The organism is Streptomyces sp. NPDC052023 (assembly GCF_044548465.1).
In the GTDB taxonomy this organism is placed as follows: domain Bacteria; phylum Actinomycetota; class Actinomycetes; order Streptomycetales; family Streptomycetaceae; genus Streptomyces.
In genome coordinates, this window is the sequence record NZ_JBIUBW010000005.1 from 41,704 (window position 1) to 57,106 (window position 15,403).

The following is a 15,403-nucleotide window of genomic DNA, read 5'->3' on the forward strand; positions in this document are numbered from 1 at the left end:
GTTCAGCAGTACGGCCGACGGACGGCCGAAGTTCAGTGGCCGGGCCCAACTTCACTCGATCGAGATCTGGCGGGAACGGCCGCTACGCGGTAGCGGCAGGCCGGGTCCTTCGGCGCCCGACACGACAGTAACCTGGGGCGATGCTCAAGGAAGTCATCGCGACCCGCTACATCACGCCGCTGCGTGAGGGCGGCTCGCTGCCGGGACTCGTCGAGGCAGACGACTTCGGGACGTACGTGACGAAGTTCACCGGCGCCGGGCAGGGGCGCAAGACGCTGGTCGCGGAGGTCGTCTGCGGCGAACTCGCCCGCCGGCTCGGCCTGCGCGTGCCCCGTCTGGTGACCGTCGGCCTGGACCCCCTCCTCGGGCTCGGAGAGCCGGACCAGCAGGTCCAGGACCTGCTCCGGTCCAGCGGGGGCACCAACCTCGGCATGGACTTCCTGTCCGGCGCGCTCGGCTTCGACCCCCTCGCCTTCGCGGTGGGGCCCGAGGAGGCCGGGCGGATCGTCTGGTTCGACGCGCTGGTCAACAACGTCGACCGCTCCTGGCGCAACCCCAACCTGCTGATGTGGCACGGCGACCTGTGGCTCATCGACCACGGCGCCACCATGATCTGGCAGCACAACTGGCCCGGCGCCGAGGCCTCCGCCGCCCGCCCGTACGACGCCTCCGACCACGCCCTGCGGACCTTCGCGCCGGATGTCACCGCGGCCGCCGCCGCGCTCGCGCCGCTGGTCACCGAGGAACTGCTGGCCGAGGTCACCGCCGCGATCCCCGGCGCCTGGCTGGCCGGCGAGCCCGGCTTCGGCACACCCGACGACCTGCGCCGGGCCTACGCGCGGCCCCTGCTCGCGCGCGCCGCCGTCATCCACGAACGCATCGAGGGGATCAAGTGAGCGAGCGCCACATCACCCGGGCCGGTCAGGGCGGCGGCCGGGACGTCTTCGAGTACGCGCTGCTGCGGGTCGTACCGCGCGTCGAACGCGGGGAGTGCATCAACGCGGGGGTGCTCGTGTACTGCCGCGCCAAGTCCTACGTCGGTGCGCGGACCCACCTGGACGAAGCACGGCTGCTGGCCCTCGACCCGGCCGCGGACGTGGCCGGGGTGCACGCGGCGCTGCGCGCGGTGGAGGGCGTCTGCGGGGGCGGGGCGGACGCCGGGCAGGCGGCGGGCGACGACGCCGGGAGGCGGTTTCGCTGGCTGATCGCGCCCCGCTCCACGGTCGTGCAGCCAGGACCGGTGCACACCGGGCTGACCCTCGATCCGGCGGCCGAGACCGAACGGCTGCTCGACCTGCTGGTGAGGTGATGGATCACATGCACCCGATGGGCCGTTGACACCGCGTGCCAGGGCTTCTAGCGTCACGTCTGCTGAAGGTACTAAGCGGTCGCTCATCGATGAGCGTACCGTTGAGCCGCATCCCAAGGGCGAGGAGAAGCAGCAATGTCCACCACTGAGCAGCGGGTCGCGATCGTCACCGGTGCCGCACGCGGCATCGGCGCCGCCACCGCCGTACGCCTGGCGGCCGAGGGCCGCGCGGTCGCCGTCCTCGACCTCGACGAGGCCGCCTGCAAGGACACCGTGGAGAAGATCACCGCGGCTGGTGGCAAGGCCATCGCCGTCGGCTGCGACGTCTCCGACGAGGCGCAGGTCGAGGCGGCCGTCGCCCGCGTCGCCGAGGAGCTCGGCGCGCCCGTGATCCTCGTCAACAACGCGGGCGTGCTCCGCGACAACCTGCTGTTCAAGATGAGCGTCGCCGACTGGGACACCGTCATGAACGTGCACCTGCGCGGTGCCTTCCTGATGTCGAAGGCCTGCCAGAAGCACATGGTGGACGCCGGCTTCGGCCGCATCGTCAACCTGTCCTCCTCCTCCGCCCTCGGCAACCGCGGCCAGGTCAACTACTCCGCCGCCAAAGCCGGACTTCAGGGCTTCACCAAGACGCTCGCCAAGGAACTCGGCAAGTTCGGCGTCACCGCCAACTCCGTAGCCCCCGGCTTCATCGCCACCGACATGACCGCCGCCACCGCCGAGCGGGTGGGCATGGGCTTCGAGGACTTCAAGGCCGCCGCCGCCTCCATGATCCCGGTCCAGCGCGTCGGCGAGCCCGACGACATCGCCAACGCCATCGCCTTCTTCGCGGGCGAGGCGGCCGGATTCGTCTCCGGCCAGGTGCTGTACGTCGCCGGCGGACCGCTCGACTAGGGGGCACGGACATGACTGAACTGCCTGAACTCTCCGGCAAGGCCGCCCTCGTCACGGGCGGCAGCCGCGGCATCGGCTACGGCGTCGCCGAGGCACTGGTGGCACGCGGTGACCGCGTCTGCATCACCGGCCGCAACGAGGAAGCCCTGAAGGAGGCCGTCGAAAAGCTCGGCGCCGACCGGGTCATCGGCGTCGCGGGCAAGGCCCACGACCTCGACCACCAGGCCGTCGCCGTGGAGCGCACGATGGAGGCCTTCGGCCGGGTCGACTACCTGGTCAACAACGCCGGTACGAACCCGGTCTTCGGGCCGATCGCCGACCTCGACCTCGACGTGGCGCGCAAGGTCTTCGAGACCAACGTCGTCTCCGCGCTCGGGTTCGCCCAGAAGACCTGGCACGCCTGGCAGAAGGACAACGGCGGCGCCATCGTCAACATCGCCTCCGTGGCCGGTGTCGCCCCCTCGCCCTTCATCGGCGCCTACGGGATCAGCAAGGCCGCGATGATCAACCTGACCCTCCAGCTGGCGCACGAGTACGCGCCCAAGGTGCGGGTCAACGCGATCGCCCCGGCGGTGGTGAAGACCAAGTTCGCGCAGGCCCTGTACGAGGGCCGGGAGGCCGAGGCCGCGTCGGCCTACCCGCTCGGCCGGCTCGGCGTGCCCTCCGACATCGGCGGTGCCGCCGCGTTCCTGACCTCGGCGCAGGCCGACTGGATCACCGGCCAGACCCTCGTCGTGGACGGCGGCATCTTCCTCAACGCCGGTGTGAGCTGAGCGGATCGGGTCTTTTCGGACAGGGGCGCCGCTGCGTCGATGGAGATCGCGTGACGCGATTTTGTTGACGGAAACGGCGCCCCTGTCGGCAATTCGGCGCCGTTCCGGGGGATGACAACGTCGTCATTCAGAAGGTGATCACCAGGCTCGCGCAAGAACGTTTCAGGCCGTCCATGCCTGCGATAGGGTCTGCCGACCCTTGGTATGGCAGATCGAGGAGCGTGCGCGTGTTCAACCGGAACCGAAGCCTGCGGCAAGTGGCGGCGATCGCTTCCATATCCCTGTTGGCCGGGTGCAGCATGTTTTCGGACGGCGACCCTGCCGAGGGGGGACCGATCGTCGTGGGGACCACCAGCGCCCCCAGCACGCTGGATCCGGCCGCCTCCTGGGACGGCTCCTGGGAGCTTTTCCGCAACATCTACCAGACGCTGCTGAGTTACCCCACCGGCGCCACCACGCCCCAGCCCGACGCCGCCGAGAACTGCGCGTTCACCGACGGCGCCAACCGGGTGTACCGCTGCAAGCTGCGGGAGGGGCTCACCTTCTCCGACGGCGACGCGCTCGACGCGCAGGCCGTCAAGCACTCCATCGACCGGATCCTGGCGATCAACGCGCCGGGCGGCCCCGCCGGCCTGCTGGGCAGCCTGGACCGGGTTCAGGCGCTCGGCGACCGCGAGGTCGTCTTCCACCTCAAAACCGCCGACGCCACCTTCCCGTTCGTGCTCGCCACCCCGGCCATGTCCGTCGTCGACCCCGACGACTACCCGGCCGACAAGCTCCGCGAGGACGGCGGGGTCACCGGCTCGGGGCCGTACGTCCTCGACTCCTACGACGAGGGCGCGCGGGCCGAACTCGTGCGCAACGACAGCTACAAGGGCTTCGCCGACCGAAAAAACGATGCTGTCACGATCCGTTACTTCCAGGACTCCGGCGCCATGGTCAAGGCCCTGCGCGACCAGGACATCGACGTGACCTACCGCGGCCTCGCCGCCGACGACATCGTCGCGCTCCAGAGCAGGGACGCCGACGAGACCCTCCAGCTCGTCGAGGGCGCGGGCGCCGACATCAGCTACCTGGTCTTCAACCCGAAGGACGAGTGGGCCGGGAAGCCCGCCGTGCGCCGGGCCGTCGCCCAGGTCGTCGACCGGCCGAGGATCGCCCACGCGATCTACAAGGACACCGTCGACCCGCTGTACTCGATGGTCCCCAAGGGCCTCACCGGCCACACCACCGGCTTCTTCGACAACTTCGGCGACCCCGACCAGGACAAGGCCCGCTCGATCCTCAGCGAGGACGGCATCGACGAGCCGGTCCCGCTCACCCTCTGGTACACCACCGACCGCTACGGCTCCGAGACCGCCGTGCTGTTCCAGGAGCTCAAGCGGCAGCTGGAGGCCTCCGGCCTGTTCAAGATCACTCTGAAGAGCCGCCCCTGGAAGACCTACGTCGAGGGGTACCAGAAGGGTGAGTACCCGGTCTTCGGGCGCGGCTGGTTCCCCGACTTCCCGGACGCCGACAACTACATCGCGCCCTTCGTCGGCGAACAGAACGCCCTCGGTACGCCGTACCCGGCACCCAAGATCACCGGCGAGCTGCTGCCCCGCTCCCGCCGCGAGAGCGACCGCGCCCAGGTGGAGTCCGACTTCGAGGAGGCCCAGCAGATCCTCGTCAAGGACGCACGGCTGCTGCCGCTGTGGCAGGGCAAGCAGTACGTCGCCGCCAACGTGGAGATCTCCGGCGCCGAGCGCGCCCTGGACCCGTCGACCATCATGATGGTGTGGGAGCTGTCCCGGAAGACCAGCTGGTGAGGCGGCCCGTCACGGCCGTTGTCAGTGGTCGCCGGTAGGTTCTGTGCTCTGGAACCGACCGCACACCGTAAGGAAGTTGACGTGACCGACATCGCCATGCTGCCCGAGTCCTGGCGCGGGGTCCTGGGCGACGAACTGCACAAGCCCTACTTCAAGGAGCTGACGGAGTTCGTGGAGGAGGAGCGGGCTGCCGGTCCCGTCTACCCGCCGCGTGAGGAGGTCTTCGCGGCACTCGACGCCACGCCGTACGAGCGGGTCAAGGTCCTGGTCCTCGGCCAGGACCCCTACCACGGCGAGGGCCAGGGGCACGGCCTGTGCTTCTCGGTCCGCCCCGGCGTGCGGACCCCGCCGTCGCTGCGCAACATCTACAAGGAGATGCAGCAGGAGCTGGGCCTGCCGATCCCGGACAACGGCTATCTGATGCCGTGGGCCCGGCAGGGCGTGCTGCTGCTCAACGCCGTGCTGACGGTCCGGGGCGGGGAGGCCAACTCGCACAAGGGCAAGGGCTGGGAGAAGTTCACCGACGCGGTGATCCGCGCGGTGGCCGAGCGTCCCGACCCGGCGGTCTTCGTGCTGTGGGGCAACTACGCGCAGAAGAAGCTCCCCCTGATCGACGAGACCCGGCACGTGGTGGTGAAGGGCGCTCATCCCTCGCCGCTGTCGGCGAAGAAGTTCTTCGGCTCCCGGCCGTTCACGCAGATCAACGAGGCGATCGCGCGGCAGGGGCACGACCCGGTGGACTGGCGCATCCCGAACCTGGCCGACCTGGCCTGATCCGGTCCGGCCAGGGCCGGCCGGCGTCCCGGGTCGGCCCCGCCTCGCCGGGATTGCCGGGGGCGGCCGTTAGCGTCGGCACGGACGGGAGATCGTTGAGCGCGCGGAGGATGCGGTGTCGGAGCAACAGGAGCAGGCGGCGCCGGATGCCGTGATGACGCGGATCGGGCAGGTCGCCATGCTGCACCACGCGGGTGACCGCGAGGAGGCCCGGCAGCGCTACCTCGAGTTGTGGGCGGAGATCGGCGAGGACGGAGACCCGCTGCACCGCTGCACCCTCGCCCACTACATGGCCGACGCCCAGGACGACCCAAGCGACGAACTCGCATGGGATTTGCGGGCGTTGGGAGCCGCGGAGGAACTGACCGACGACCGGCTCGCGGCCCACGAGGGAGCCCCGGCGGTGCGCGCGCTGTACCCCTCCCTGCATCTGAACCTCGCCGCCGACTACGTCAAACTCGGCCGCTCGGGCGCCGCCCGTACCCATCTGCGCCGGGCCCGCGGAGCGGCGGGCGCGCTGGCCGACGATCCGTACGGGCAGGGGGTGCGGGCGGCCATCGGACGGCTGGAGCTGCGGCTCGGGGACGGGGGTTCGCCGGGCGGGGGCATCTGGGGGCCGCCTCGGCAGCGGCCGTAGCGGTACCGGCGCCGACGCGGCCGCCTCACCGGCCGTATGTCTGCTCGCAGATCGCCGCCTCAGGGCTGTTCGGGCGCCAGCCGCCGTACTTCCTGCCCAGGGCGCACACGTCGCCGGTGCCGCCGACGGTGGGCGAGACGGCCGGGACCGTCGCCGGTGGCTGCTGCCGCGGGCGTCGCGGCTCCGGGCGTCGCGGCTCCGGGCGGGGCGCCTCGGAGCGCGGTCGGGACTCCGTGTGCCGCGACGGGACGCGCTGAACCGGTGACGGGGCCTGCGCGGCCGGGCGTGGCCCCGGCGCCGCGGTGCCGGGCCGGCGGGACGGGCCGGTCGACTGCAGGGCCTCGCGGGCCGGCGCCTGCACGATCTGCGGTCCGGTGTGACCGTCGGTCCGCGGTGCCGACGGCTGGGCGGGTGCCGGGGGCACTGCGGCGGGGGCCCGCTGGACGGTCACACAGCCGGAGACGGCGGAGAGGGCCATGGTGGCGAGCAGCGTCGCGGTGGTCGTTGTTCGATGCACCCGCGCCACTCTGATGGCTCCGGCTCCGCAGGGCCCGACGGACAAGCGCAGGTTGCTCCGGACGGGTGAACTACGCCCCCGCGGGGAGGGGGCGGGCGCCGCTGGGCTGACGTGCGTCGGCCGGGCTCGGGGACAGAGGCGGAGCCCGGGCCCGAGCACGCGCGGTCCGAGCCTGAGCCCGGCGGATCAGGCCGCCCCGGCGACTCCGCAGCCCGACCGCTGCTCAGGCTCAGTGGCCGCGAGTCCTCGGCCGCACAGGCGGGCACGGTGAGGGCGCCTGCCGTGTCCGCCGGGGACGCGGGCTCCGGCACGCGTATCTGCCGCGTGCTGTCGTCAGTCGCCGAGGCCTAGTCGCCCGTCGTGCCGTCCACGCGCTCGCGGATCAGATCCGCGTGGCCGTTGTGGCGGGCGTACTCCTCGATCATGTGGGTGTAGATCCAGCGCAGGCTGAAGGGCTCGTCGGAGTGCGGGCTGCGGCCCTTGGAGAGGTCGTCCAGGCCGAAGCCGGCCGCGTTGCGCCGGGCGGCCGCGATCTCCGCCTGCCAGGTGGCGTACGCCTCCGCCCAGGTGTCGGCCTCGGTGAGATGGAACTCGCCGTCGCGGTCCTCCTCGGTGTAGTAGATCGGCCCCACGTCGTCACCGGCCAGCACCTTGCGGAACCAGCTCCGCTCCACCTCCGCCATGTGCCGCACCAGCCCCATCAGGGACAGCTCCGACGGTTCCACGGCCGCCATCCGCAGCTGCGCGTCGCTCAGCCCCTCGCACTTCCACGCCAGGGTCTGCCGGTGGTACTCCAACCAGCCCTCCAGCATGGACCGTTCGCCGGCGTTCTGCGCCGGCTCGCTGCGCTCTTTTGTCATGCGCGCATCCTCGCTCACGCCTGAGGATTCACCAAAGTGTTTCACCGGCCGCGAAGCCGCCCCTTCGCAGGCGATCAGCCACCAGGCCGGAACGGCCGTGCCCGACGCCATGACCGCCGCCCTGCCCCAGCGCCGGACCAGGCCTTCCCGCGCAGCGCCGGTGGTATCGCCGACCGGCGTCAGCCGGGTCCGCCGTATGCTTCCGGGCAGACCCCCGCAGGCAAGCAGTGAAGGAGCCCCCGTGAAGGTCGGCTGCATCGGACTCGGTGACATCGCGCAGAAGGCGTATCTGCCGGTGCTCGGGGTCCAGCCCGGGGTCGAGCTGCATCTGCACACCCGGACGCCCACCACGCTGAACCGCGTGGCCGACAGCCTTCACCTGCCGCCCGCGCAGCGCCACAGCACCCTGGACGCTCTCCTCGCCCAGGACCTCGACGCCGCCTTCGTGCACGCGCCCACCCTCGTGCACCCCGAGATCGTCACCCGGCTGCTGCAGGCGGGCGTCCCGGTCTACGTCGACAAGCCGCTGGCGTACGAACTCGCCGACTCCGAGCGGCTGGTGTCGCTCGCCGAGGAGCGGGGCGTGAGCCTCGCCGTCGGTTTCAACCGCCGGCACGCGCCCGCGTACGTGCAGTGCGCCGATCATCCGCGCGAGCTGATCCTGCTGCAGAAGAACCGGGTCGGGCTGCCCGAAGAGCCGCGCACGATGATCCTGGACGACTTCATCCACGTCGTGGACACGCTGCGCTTCCTGGTGCCGGGCCAGATCGACGACGTGACCGTGCGCGCCCGGAGCGTGGACGGACTGCTGCACCACGTCGTGCTCCAGCTCGCCGGGGACGGCTTCACGGCGCTCGGTGTGATGAACCGGCTCAGCGGATCGGCCGAGGAGATCCTGGAGGTCTCCGGTCAGGACACCAAGCGGCAGGTGATCAACCTCGCCGAGGTGATCGACCACAAGGGCCAGCCGACCTTGCGGCGGCGCGGGGACTGGGTGCCGGTGGCCAGGCAACGGGGCATCGAGCAGGCGGTGCTGGGCTTCCTCGACGCGGTGCGCGCGGGCAGGCCGCTCAGCGCCCGGGACGCGCTGGCGACTCACGAACTGTGCGAGCGGGTGGTGATGGCGGTTCTGGAGCTTTCCGCCGCCTGACCGTCCGCCCGCCCTCGGCCAGAGCCAGGGCCAGCAGCACCAGCACGGCGACGTACACCGGCCAGGCGCCCAGGCGGACGTACGGCGTGACCCCGTCGGCCAGCGGCACCTCGTAGACCTGCGAGGCGCTCGCCTCGGTGCCGAGCGGCGGGCCGATCCGCCGGCCCTCGGGGTCGTGGACGGCGGAGACACCGGTCAGGGTCGCGTGGACCATGGGGCGGCCGGTCTCGGCGGCGCGCAGCGCGGCCAGCGAGGCATGCTGCGCCGGCGCCCAGCTCTCCTGGAACGTCGAGGTCGCAGACTGGGCGACCAGGACGCCGGCGCCGCCGCGGGCCAGGCTGCGGCTGATGTCGGGGAACGCCGACTCGAAGCAGACCATGGGGCCGACCCGCAGCCCGCCGCCGGCGTCCATCACCACCTGCTCGGTGCCGCGCCGGCGGTCCTCCGCCGCCGCCTCGCCCACGGAGGTGGCCCAGCCGAGCAGCGAGCGGAACGGGACGTACTCGCCGAAGGGGACCAGCCGCATCTTGTCGTACCGGTCGCCGGTCGGGCCGTCGGGGCCGATCAGCACCGAGCTCTTGTAGATGCCGGGCCGGTCCGAGCGGCGGGCGTCCACGTTCACCAGGACCGGGGCGCCGGTCTCGCGGGACAGCGCCGCGATGCGCCGCGCCAGATCGGGCCGGCCGGCCAAGTCGTAGCCGACGCTGCTCTCGCCCCACACGATCAGGTCGGGGTCCTGGCCGGCGAGCTGCCGGGTGAGTTCTTCCTCGCGGTCGAAGCGGGGTCCGGGGCCGCTGATGACGCCGGGCTGTACGACGGCCACCCGGGCCTCGCCGTCGACGTGCGCGCGCGGCGTCCAGGCCCAGACGGCCGACGTGGCCACGGCGGTGGCGAGCAGGGCGGCCAGAGCAGGTATCCGGCAGGCCCGCATCGAGACGAGTACGGCGACCGCGACATTGACCGCCACCAGCAGCAGGCTCAGCAGCCACACCCCGCCGACCGAGGCCAGCCGCAATGCCGGCTCGACCTGCCATTGACTGGCGCCGAGCATGCCCCAGGGCCCGCCCAGCCCCTGCCAGGACCGCACCAGCTCCACCGCCAGCCAGCCCGACGGCAGCACCAGCAGCGCGGCCGCGATCCGGCCCGGCGAGGGCACTCCGCCGAGGAACCGGCGGACCAGCCAGCCCCACGGCGCCCACAGTGCGCCGAGCAGGGCGGCGAGGACAAAGGTGAAGACATGCAGATTCGGCAGCAGCCAGTGGTGCACGGCCAGCATGAAGCCGAGGCCGCCGCACCAGCCGTCGTACAGCGCCCGCCGCCCGGTCGGGGCGGTGCGGGCGAGCAGGATCCACGGCACAAGGGCGACGTAGGCGAACCACCACCACGACGGGCCCGGGAAGGCGAGCATGGGCAGGGCGCCCGCCACCGCGGCGGTCGCGGAGCGCCACCAGGGGGAGTCGAGCCGGCGGCCGAGCGACTTCATACGGCGCCTCCCTCCCCCCGTGCCTCCAGTGTGCGCGCAGCAGGCGACCTCGCTACGGAGGAAGCCCGCTCAGTCGATCACAGGTACCCCGGACTCCTGCGGCATACGCCGCCACTTCTCACGGACGACGACCTCGTGCAGCCGCCAGCCGTCGTCGGTGCGCCGCAGGCCGAAGGCGTAGCGGCCGCCGCACACGAAGTCGGGCGCCGCCGAGCCGTCGCCGGCGAGACGCATCGGGTTGACGTAATCGGCCTGGACCTGGGCCGTGTCCCCGGTGTCCCGCTCCAGTACCCCGAAGCGGACCCGGCGGTTGACGATGAGGTGCTGGCGCATGGCGAACGCCCGCATGCTCTCGGCCAGCCACGTGGAGACCCGGGCGGCATCCCCCTCGATGCCGCCGGCCGAGCGGTAGTCCGCCCGCCCGTCCGGTGTGAACAGCTTCCGGTACGCCTCCCAGTCGCCGTCGTCCACCGCCACGGCGTAGTCGGTGACCAGACCGTCGACGGCCAGCCGGTCCATCACGGTCGCGAGCTCCACGCGCTGCGTCATCGGCTCAGTGTTGGGCACGGGACCGGCCACGCCAAGAGGGCGTGCCGCGATATTCGGTGGCCATGACCGGCGGCCCGCGCGAGGCTGACCGTCGTGAACGAACAGGACGGCGGTTCCGGGCCTGGATTCGGCGTACGGGCCAAGGGATCTGTGCTTGAGTACCGGGCTGCTTCAATTCCGTCAGCTGGGCCTGCCGAAGCATGGATCACGGGGTCGTGAGGAAGTGGACGAAGGGTGGGCTCCGGTGAAGCGGTCGGAGCGTGAGCCCGGGCTCTTGCCGTTCCAGCGGGCGATGCGGAACAGGCTTCTTGCAGCCCCTGAGGTGCCCGCTCCAGGCCCTACCGCGGACGGGTAGACCCTGGATGTCGTCACCCCGGCATGGCCGAACGAGCGTGTCCTGTTGTCCCGCGACGGTGGGTCGCCCCTCGTCGGCCCGCACGGAGCGCAGTGGTGGCACATTTTCCATGCCGACGACTCCGAATTCCGGGCAGCCGGGTTCTCGCCCTCCGGACAGACCATCGCCGTGGCGACGAGCAGCGACCTCTCCCTGTGGACGCGTCGACCCACCCGCCGCCACGGCAGTAGCGCCGGGATGTGATCGGCCAGGCACTGGACGGACGCGCAAGGGTGCTCGCCTTGCCCGGCGCGGGAGCAGAGCTTGCCGGGGAAGTAGCTGATCCGACGCATCGGCGCAGCAGGCCGGGATCTCAGCTCGGGCCGTAGTGACCCGCCAAGTCGCTCGCGGGGCTACTCCCCCACGATGCCGAAATCCTGGACGAGTTCCTCCAGACCGCCCGCGTAACCCTTGCCGCCGAGGACGAAGTCCCAGTCCCCGCTCGGCCTTCGGCGGAAGGAGCCCAGCACCAAGGCGGTTTCGCGCGGCCGGCCATCGGAGACTTCAAGCCGTCCCAGCTCAGTCAGCCCCGGGTCGAGCAGGCGGATGCAGGCGTCCGTGAAACCGGAAAGGTCGGCGTCCGGGTTGACCTCGGGGTCGATGGCCGCCACGAGCACGAGCCGGTCGGCCGCATCGGGCAGCCCGTCGAAGGAGACACACATCGCGGCCTTGTCAGGTGCCGTGGCCGGGAGGGCACGCACTGAGCCGTCCGGCGTCTGCGGATTGTTGAAGAAGACGAAGTGATCGTCACTGAGGACGCGGTTGCCACGGCAGACAAGAGCGCACACGTCCAGGGCGACGTTTCCGGTCCACGACATGCCGAGGACGTTGTAGTCGTCCGGTAGCCGAGTGTCCGGTACCGGCGGCGTCGGCTGCGCCGGGACCTGCCGACCGCCTTCACCGAGCCGCCCACGTAGCCCATGACGACGCAGCAGGTCCACGAGCTCGGGGCCCGAGACGAGTTCCAACGGTTTGCCGTTGGCGAAGGTGTGCGAGCCGGGGCCGAACCCTGAAGTCGTGACGAGAACGCCCTTGTTGGCGCCCGCATCCTGCACGGTTCCGTACAAGTCGCGCACAGCCGTGGGCGGCACCGTGTTGCGATAGCGCTTCACCTGCACGACGATCTTGCCGCCTCGGATAGGTGTCGGATCCAGGGCGTCGACATCCACACCGCCGTCGTTGGAACGCTGGGTGGTCACCGCCTGCATCCCCATGCCTCGGAAGAGATCGGCAACGAGATTCTCGAAGGCGATCGGATCCATGGCGAACAGGTCCGGTTCCTCGTCGCTGCCGTGAGCGACAACGCGGTTCCCGACATCCTGCGGCCGCCTGCTCGGCCGTATGGGTGCGAGTTGGTCCGGTCGAGCCGAGAGCTGCCCACGCAGCGCTTCAGCCAGGCAGCTACCCGCGTCCACCTGCGCCAGGTGCAAGTCACGGAACGAAGAACGCGCGGCCATGACAGTTGCGAGGAAGACATGACCCGGCCGGCCCGTCGTGGGGTCATGACCATCGACGAAGCCATTCAGGGTCACCGACTCCAGCGCACCCAGCTCATCCGCGGCGAACAGCTCATGCAGGACGAGGAGCATGCACTGCGCGAGAACCTCTCTGTACAGAGCACGGCGCTGGCCTACTGGGCGGGGAGTCTCCTTGTCCTGGTCGACCCCGGCCATGTACCGAACGGCCTTGACCTCCGGCACGATGCTGTAGGCGGGCAGCTCCCAATCCAGTACCAACTGCCGGGCTGCCGGGTCGTAGGCCGCCGCGACCTGGCGCGGGAAGCCGTCCGGCCATGCCGTCGAGGCGTAGAGAGCGGCTGAGAAGTACTCGATCACGGAATCGGGATCTTGACGCCTTACGCCCTCGGTTGTCGCAACGACGCCGGCGTTGTGCCGCCGTACATCAGCCAGCTGGGCATCGGCCCACTGCTGGTACTCCCGCTGATACGACGCCAGCTGCTGCTGTCGACGCGCCTCCGCCTCTTGGGCGGCCCGCCAGTCCCGCTCGAAGCGTGCGCGTGCTTCGGCCTGCGCCCGTGCCCGGCTGCTCGCAGTCCAGCCGCTCTGCGTTTGGTAGTGATGGAAATCCGGCATGGGCACTGGCTGTGCCAACGGCCCTGGAGCGAAGGGCTGGACCTCTTCGGGTCGCATGAGTGACGCAGCCCTGAAGGGCGGAGCCTGGCAACCCGAGGCGAGGAGACCCTGCAACGCGGCAACCTGCGCGTCCAGCTCCTCCGAGCGCCGTAGAGCCTCTGCCTGCCGGTATTCGCGGTGGCTCTGGGCAGCTCGCCGCTGGTAGGCCCGCGCTTGCTGTTCCTGCTGTCTCCGCCGTCTGGCTTCGGCTTCCAGTTGACGCTGCTGCTGACGTTGCGCCTCGGCCCAGGCGCCGACGAGACCAGTAGACCTACGACTCATGTGCTGAATGCCCTCCCCAAGGCACTGGCTGTCCCCACAACCAGTTGTAACCAGACGACTGTAGCCAGCAATCGCCGCCCCGCATATCCGCTCGTTGAAGAAAGAACGATCGGTTCATCCCCGCAGGTCAACGTGACCTGATCAACCGTGGCCGCATCGCGGAGCACGACTTGGACGGCTGCGCTCGGAGCAGAACCAGCACCGTCGTCGCCATCGAGATCACTCGCGAGACTTTTCCGGGGCCTGCGGCACGCGTGCCTCGAAGTGACGCGTGCGCCGAGCGCCGGTCAGGCCGCCCCGTACGCCCGCCCCGTCCTCAGGCCGCCTCCACGACCGCGCGGCGGATCGCCGTGGCCCACTCGACCACCAGCCGCTCGTACTCCATCCGCTCCTGCGCGGACAGCGAGCCGCCCGAGCGCGTCCACAGGGCGCGGATCTGCTCGTTGACCTCGGCAGCGGACCGCACGGAACCAGGGGTCAGGGAATGGGGGGACATGCGTGCAAGCGTAGGCCCAGCCGCTGACACTGCGCTACCGGACGGCTACCCATTCTGTATGGGCTTGGTCACGGCCTGCCGATTTCGCACGCGCGCCGCCCGCCGATGCGAGCAGCTCGGGGTGGGGGGTCGGTGAATTGCGGATCGTCGGTGGCAGATCGGGGCCCCGAAAACGACGGCCCCCGGGGAACCCCGGGGGCCGTGCGCTTCGCTCAGCCGGCTGATTCGGCCGCGTGTGGGCTCAGGACGCCGAACGTGACCAGCGCGACGATCACGATGCCGAGTGCCACGCGGTACCAGACGAACGGCATGAAGCTCTTGGTCGAGATGAACTTCATGAACCAGGCGATCACCGCGTAGCCGGTCACGAAGGCGACCACCGTCGCGAAGATCGTCGGCCCCCAGGTCACATGGCCGCCTTCCATGGCGTCCTTGAGTTCGTATCCGCCCGAGGCGAGCACCGCCGGGATCGCGAGCAGGAACGAGTAGCGGGCCGCCGCCTCGCGGGTGAAGCCCATGAAGAGGCCGCCGGTGATGGTCGCGCCGGAGCGGGAGACGCCCGGCACGAGTGCCATGGCCTGGCAGATGCCGAAGATCAGGCCGTCCCGCACGCCCAGTTCCTTGAGCGTCTTGCGCTCCTTGGCCGCCCGGTGCCGTCCGCCGGTCTCGTCGCGGGCGGCCATCCGGTCGGCGACACCCATGATCACGCCGACCACGATCAGCATCGTGGCCGTGATGCGCAGATCACGGAACGGGCCGACGATCTGGTCCTTCAGCGTGACGCCGAGCACACCGATCGGGATCGAGCCGACGATCACCAGCCAGCCCATCCGGGCGTCGTGGTCCTTGCGCCACGCCTTGTCGTACAGCGAGCGGGTCCACGCCGACAGGATGCGGCCGATGTCCTTGCGGAAGTAGATCAGCACGGCGGCCTCGGTGCCGATCTGGGTGATCGCCGTGAAGGCGGCGCCGGGGTCCTCCCAGCCGGAGAAGGCCGCGGTCAGGCGCAGGTGTGCGCTGGAGGACACGGGAAGGAACTCGGTCAGCCCCTGGACGAGTCCGAGGATGAGTGATTCGAACCAAGACATGAAGTACGGAGTCCAAGTGCCGATCGTGGAACGGACGAAGGACACGCCCCGCCCGCGCGCGCGGTGATCGGGTGTGTTGAGGGGCAGCGTAGCGTCCCGCGCCGACACGCCCGACACAGGGGTTTCCCAGCCGATCGGGGTGATCGGCCCGGAGTGTTGACCCGCCGACGGGGCAGGCCTACTTTGCACACTGGGGAAAGCGCTTGCTATCAGCTTGCCGCGTGCCAAGACCCCGGAGGAGTGTTGATCAGGTT

15 protein-coding genes and 1 pseudogene are annotated in these 15,403 nt (G+C 70.7%); 9 read left to right on the top strand and 7 right to left on the bottom strand.

Annotated features, from left to right (window positions below; genetic code table 11):
• Window positions 1-140 precede the first annotated feature (140 nt).
• The 7 genes from ACIHCM_RS12790 (at window position 141) to ACIHCM_RS12820 (ending at window position 6,198) form a co-directional block, all read left to right on the top strand.
• Entirely contained in the window at window positions 141-896 is a 756-nt protein-coding gene (locus tag ACIHCM_RS12790; RefSeq protein ID WP_399893527.1) for a HipA family kinase, read from the top strand.
• Window positions 893-1,309, top strand: coding sequence for a DUF3037 domain-containing protein (locus ACIHCM_RS12795; RefSeq protein WP_399893530.1), 417 nt, complete (start codon window positions 893-895; stop codon window positions 1,307-1,309). Before ACIHCM_RS12790 ends, ACIHCM_RS12795 begins: the two co-directional genes overlap by 4 nt.
• Window positions 1,310-1,444: 135 nt before the next feature.
• Window positions 1,445-2,206: a 3-oxoacyl-ACP reductase FabG gene (gene fabG, locus ACIHCM_RS12800; protein ID WP_399893533.1), complete on the top strand. Its 762-nt coding sequence runs from the start codon at window positions 1,445-1,447 to the stop codon at window positions 2,204-2,206.
• An 11-nt stretch (window positions 2,207-2,217) separates the two neighbouring features.
• Window positions 2,218-2,979 (top strand): SDR family oxidoreductase, encoded by a 762-nt coding sequence (locus ACIHCM_RS12805; protein WP_399893537.1) that lies wholly within the window; start codon window positions 2,218-2,220, stop codon window positions 2,977-2,979.
• Window positions 2,980-3,206: 227 nt separating this feature from the next.
• Entirely contained in the window at window positions 3,207-4,787 is a 1,581-nt protein-coding gene (locus tag ACIHCM_RS12810; protein ID WP_399893540.1) for an ABC transporter substrate-binding protein, read from the top strand.
• Window positions 4,788-4,868: 81 nt separating this feature from the next.
• Window positions 4,869-5,561: a uracil-DNA glycosylase gene (gene ung / locus ACIHCM_RS12815; RefSeq protein ID WP_399893543.1), complete on the top strand. Its 693-nt coding sequence runs from the start codon at window positions 4,869-4,871 to the stop codon at window positions 5,559-5,561.
• A gap of 115 nt (window positions 5,562-5,676) precedes the next feature.
• Window positions 5,677-6,198, top strand: coding sequence for a hypothetical protein (locus ACIHCM_RS12820; RefSeq protein ID WP_399893546.1), 522 nt, complete (start codon window positions 5,677-5,679; stop codon window positions 6,196-6,198).
• 25 nt (window positions 6,199-6,223) lie between these two features.
• On the opposite strand, the gene ACIHCM_RS12825 is transcribed toward ACIHCM_RS12820, so the two are convergent.
• Window positions 6,224-6,715, bottom strand: coding sequence for a hypothetical protein (locus tag ACIHCM_RS12825; protein WP_399893549.1), 492 nt, complete (start codon window positions 6,713-6,715; stop codon window positions 6,224-6,226).
• Between the two features lie 347 nt (window positions 6,716-7,062).
• Window positions 7,063-7,575 carry a DinB family protein gene (locus tag ACIHCM_RS12830; protein WP_399893552.1) on the bottom strand — a complete coding sequence of 171 codons (513 nt, stop codon included), beginning with the start codon at window positions 7,573-7,575 and terminating at the stop codon, window positions 7,063-7,065.
• 241 nt (window positions 7,576-7,816) lie between these two features.
• Here ACIHCM_RS12830 and ACIHCM_RS12835 point away from each other — a divergent pair, with 241 nt between their 5' ends.
• A complete protein-coding gene (locus ACIHCM_RS12835; RefSeq protein ID WP_399893555.1) occupies window positions 7,817-8,725 on the top strand; it encodes a Gfo/Idh/MocA family protein in 909 nt (302 codons plus the stop codon).
• Here ACIHCM_RS12835 and lnt read toward each other — a convergent pair.
• Window positions 8,646-10,208, bottom strand: a complete 1,563-nt coding sequence (gene lnt / locus ACIHCM_RS12840) for an apolipoprotein N-acyltransferase (protein ID WP_399893557.1) — start codon at window positions 10,206-10,208, stop codon at window positions 8,646-8,648. The genes ACIHCM_RS12835 and lnt overlap by 80 nt on opposite strands.
• 69 nt (window positions 10,209-10,277) lie before the next feature.
• On the bottom strand, window positions 10,278-10,757 hold the full coding sequence (locus ACIHCM_RS12845) for a nuclear transport factor 2 family protein (RefSeq protein ID WP_399893560.1): 480 nt from the start codon (window positions 10,755-10,757) through the stop codon (window positions 10,278-10,280).
• Between the two features lie 358 nt (window positions 10,758-11,115).
• On the opposite strand from ACIHCM_RS12845, the pseudogene ACIHCM_RS12850 reads away from it, so the two are divergent.
• Window positions 11,116-11,355: pseudogene (locus ACIHCM_RS12850) on the top strand (hypothetical protein); the annotation flags it as partial.
• A 149-nt stretch (window positions 11,356-11,504) separates the two neighbouring features.
• On the opposite strand, the gene ACIHCM_RS12855 reads toward ACIHCM_RS12850, so the two are convergent.
• From ACIHCM_RS12855 to ACIHCM_RS12865, 3 genes are all read right to left on the bottom strand, one after another.
• Window positions 11,505-13,565, bottom strand: a complete 2,061-nt coding sequence (locus ACIHCM_RS12855) for a restriction endonuclease (RefSeq protein ID WP_399893563.1) — start codon at window positions 13,563-13,565, stop codon at window positions 11,505-11,507.
• A gap of 316 nt (window positions 13,566-13,881) precedes the next feature.
• A complete protein-coding gene (locus ACIHCM_RS12860; RefSeq protein WP_399893566.1) occupies window positions 13,882-14,061 on the bottom strand; it encodes a hypothetical protein in 180 nt (59 codons plus the stop codon).
• A gap of 212 nt (window positions 14,062-14,273) precedes the next feature.
• A complete protein-coding gene (locus tag ACIHCM_RS12865) occupies window positions 14,274-15,149 on the bottom strand; it encodes an undecaprenyl-diphosphate phosphatase (protein WP_399893569.1) in 876 nt (291 codons plus the stop codon).
• Window positions 15,150-15,403: the final 254 nt, after the last annotated feature.

Excerpts from the sequence above, each read along its gene's own strand:
- ACIHCM_RS12830 (WP_399893552.1), bottom strand. The coding sequence starts at position 7,575 with ATGACAAAAGAGCGCAGCGAGCCGGCGCAGAACGCCGGCGAACGGTCC.
- fabG (WP_399893533.1), top strand. The coding sequence starts at position 1,445 with ATGTCCACCACTGAGCAGCGGGTCGCGATCGTCACCGGTGCCGCACGC.
- ACIHCM_RS12845 (WP_399893560.1), bottom strand. The coding sequence starts at position 10,757 with ATGACGCAGCGCGTGGAGCTCGCGACCGTGATGGACCGGCTGGCCGTC.
- ACIHCM_RS12865 (WP_399893569.1), bottom strand. The coding sequence starts at position 15,149 with ATGTCTTGGTTCGAATCACTCATCCTCGGACTCGTCCAGGGGCTGACC.
- ACIHCM_RS12805 (WP_399893537.1), top strand. The coding sequence starts at position 2,218 with ATGACTGAACTGCCTGAACTCTCCGGCAAGGCCGCCCTCGTCACGGGC.
- ACIHCM_RS12790 (WP_399893527.1), top strand. The coding sequence starts at position 141 with ATGCTCAAGGAAGTCATCGCGACCCGCTACATCACGCCGCTGCGTGAG.
- ACIHCM_RS12860 (WP_399893566.1), bottom strand. The coding sequence starts at position 14,061 with ATGTCCCCCCATTCCCTGACCCCTGGTTCCGTGCGGTCCGCTGCCGAG.
- lnt (WP_399893557.1), bottom strand. The coding sequence starts at position 10,208 with ATGAAGTCGCTCGGCCGCCGGCTCGACTCCCCCTGGTGGCGCTCCGCG.
- ACIHCM_RS12855 (WP_399893563.1), bottom strand. The coding sequence starts at position 13,565 with ATGAGTCGTAGGTCTACTGGTCTCGTCGGCGCCTGGGCCGAGGCGCAA.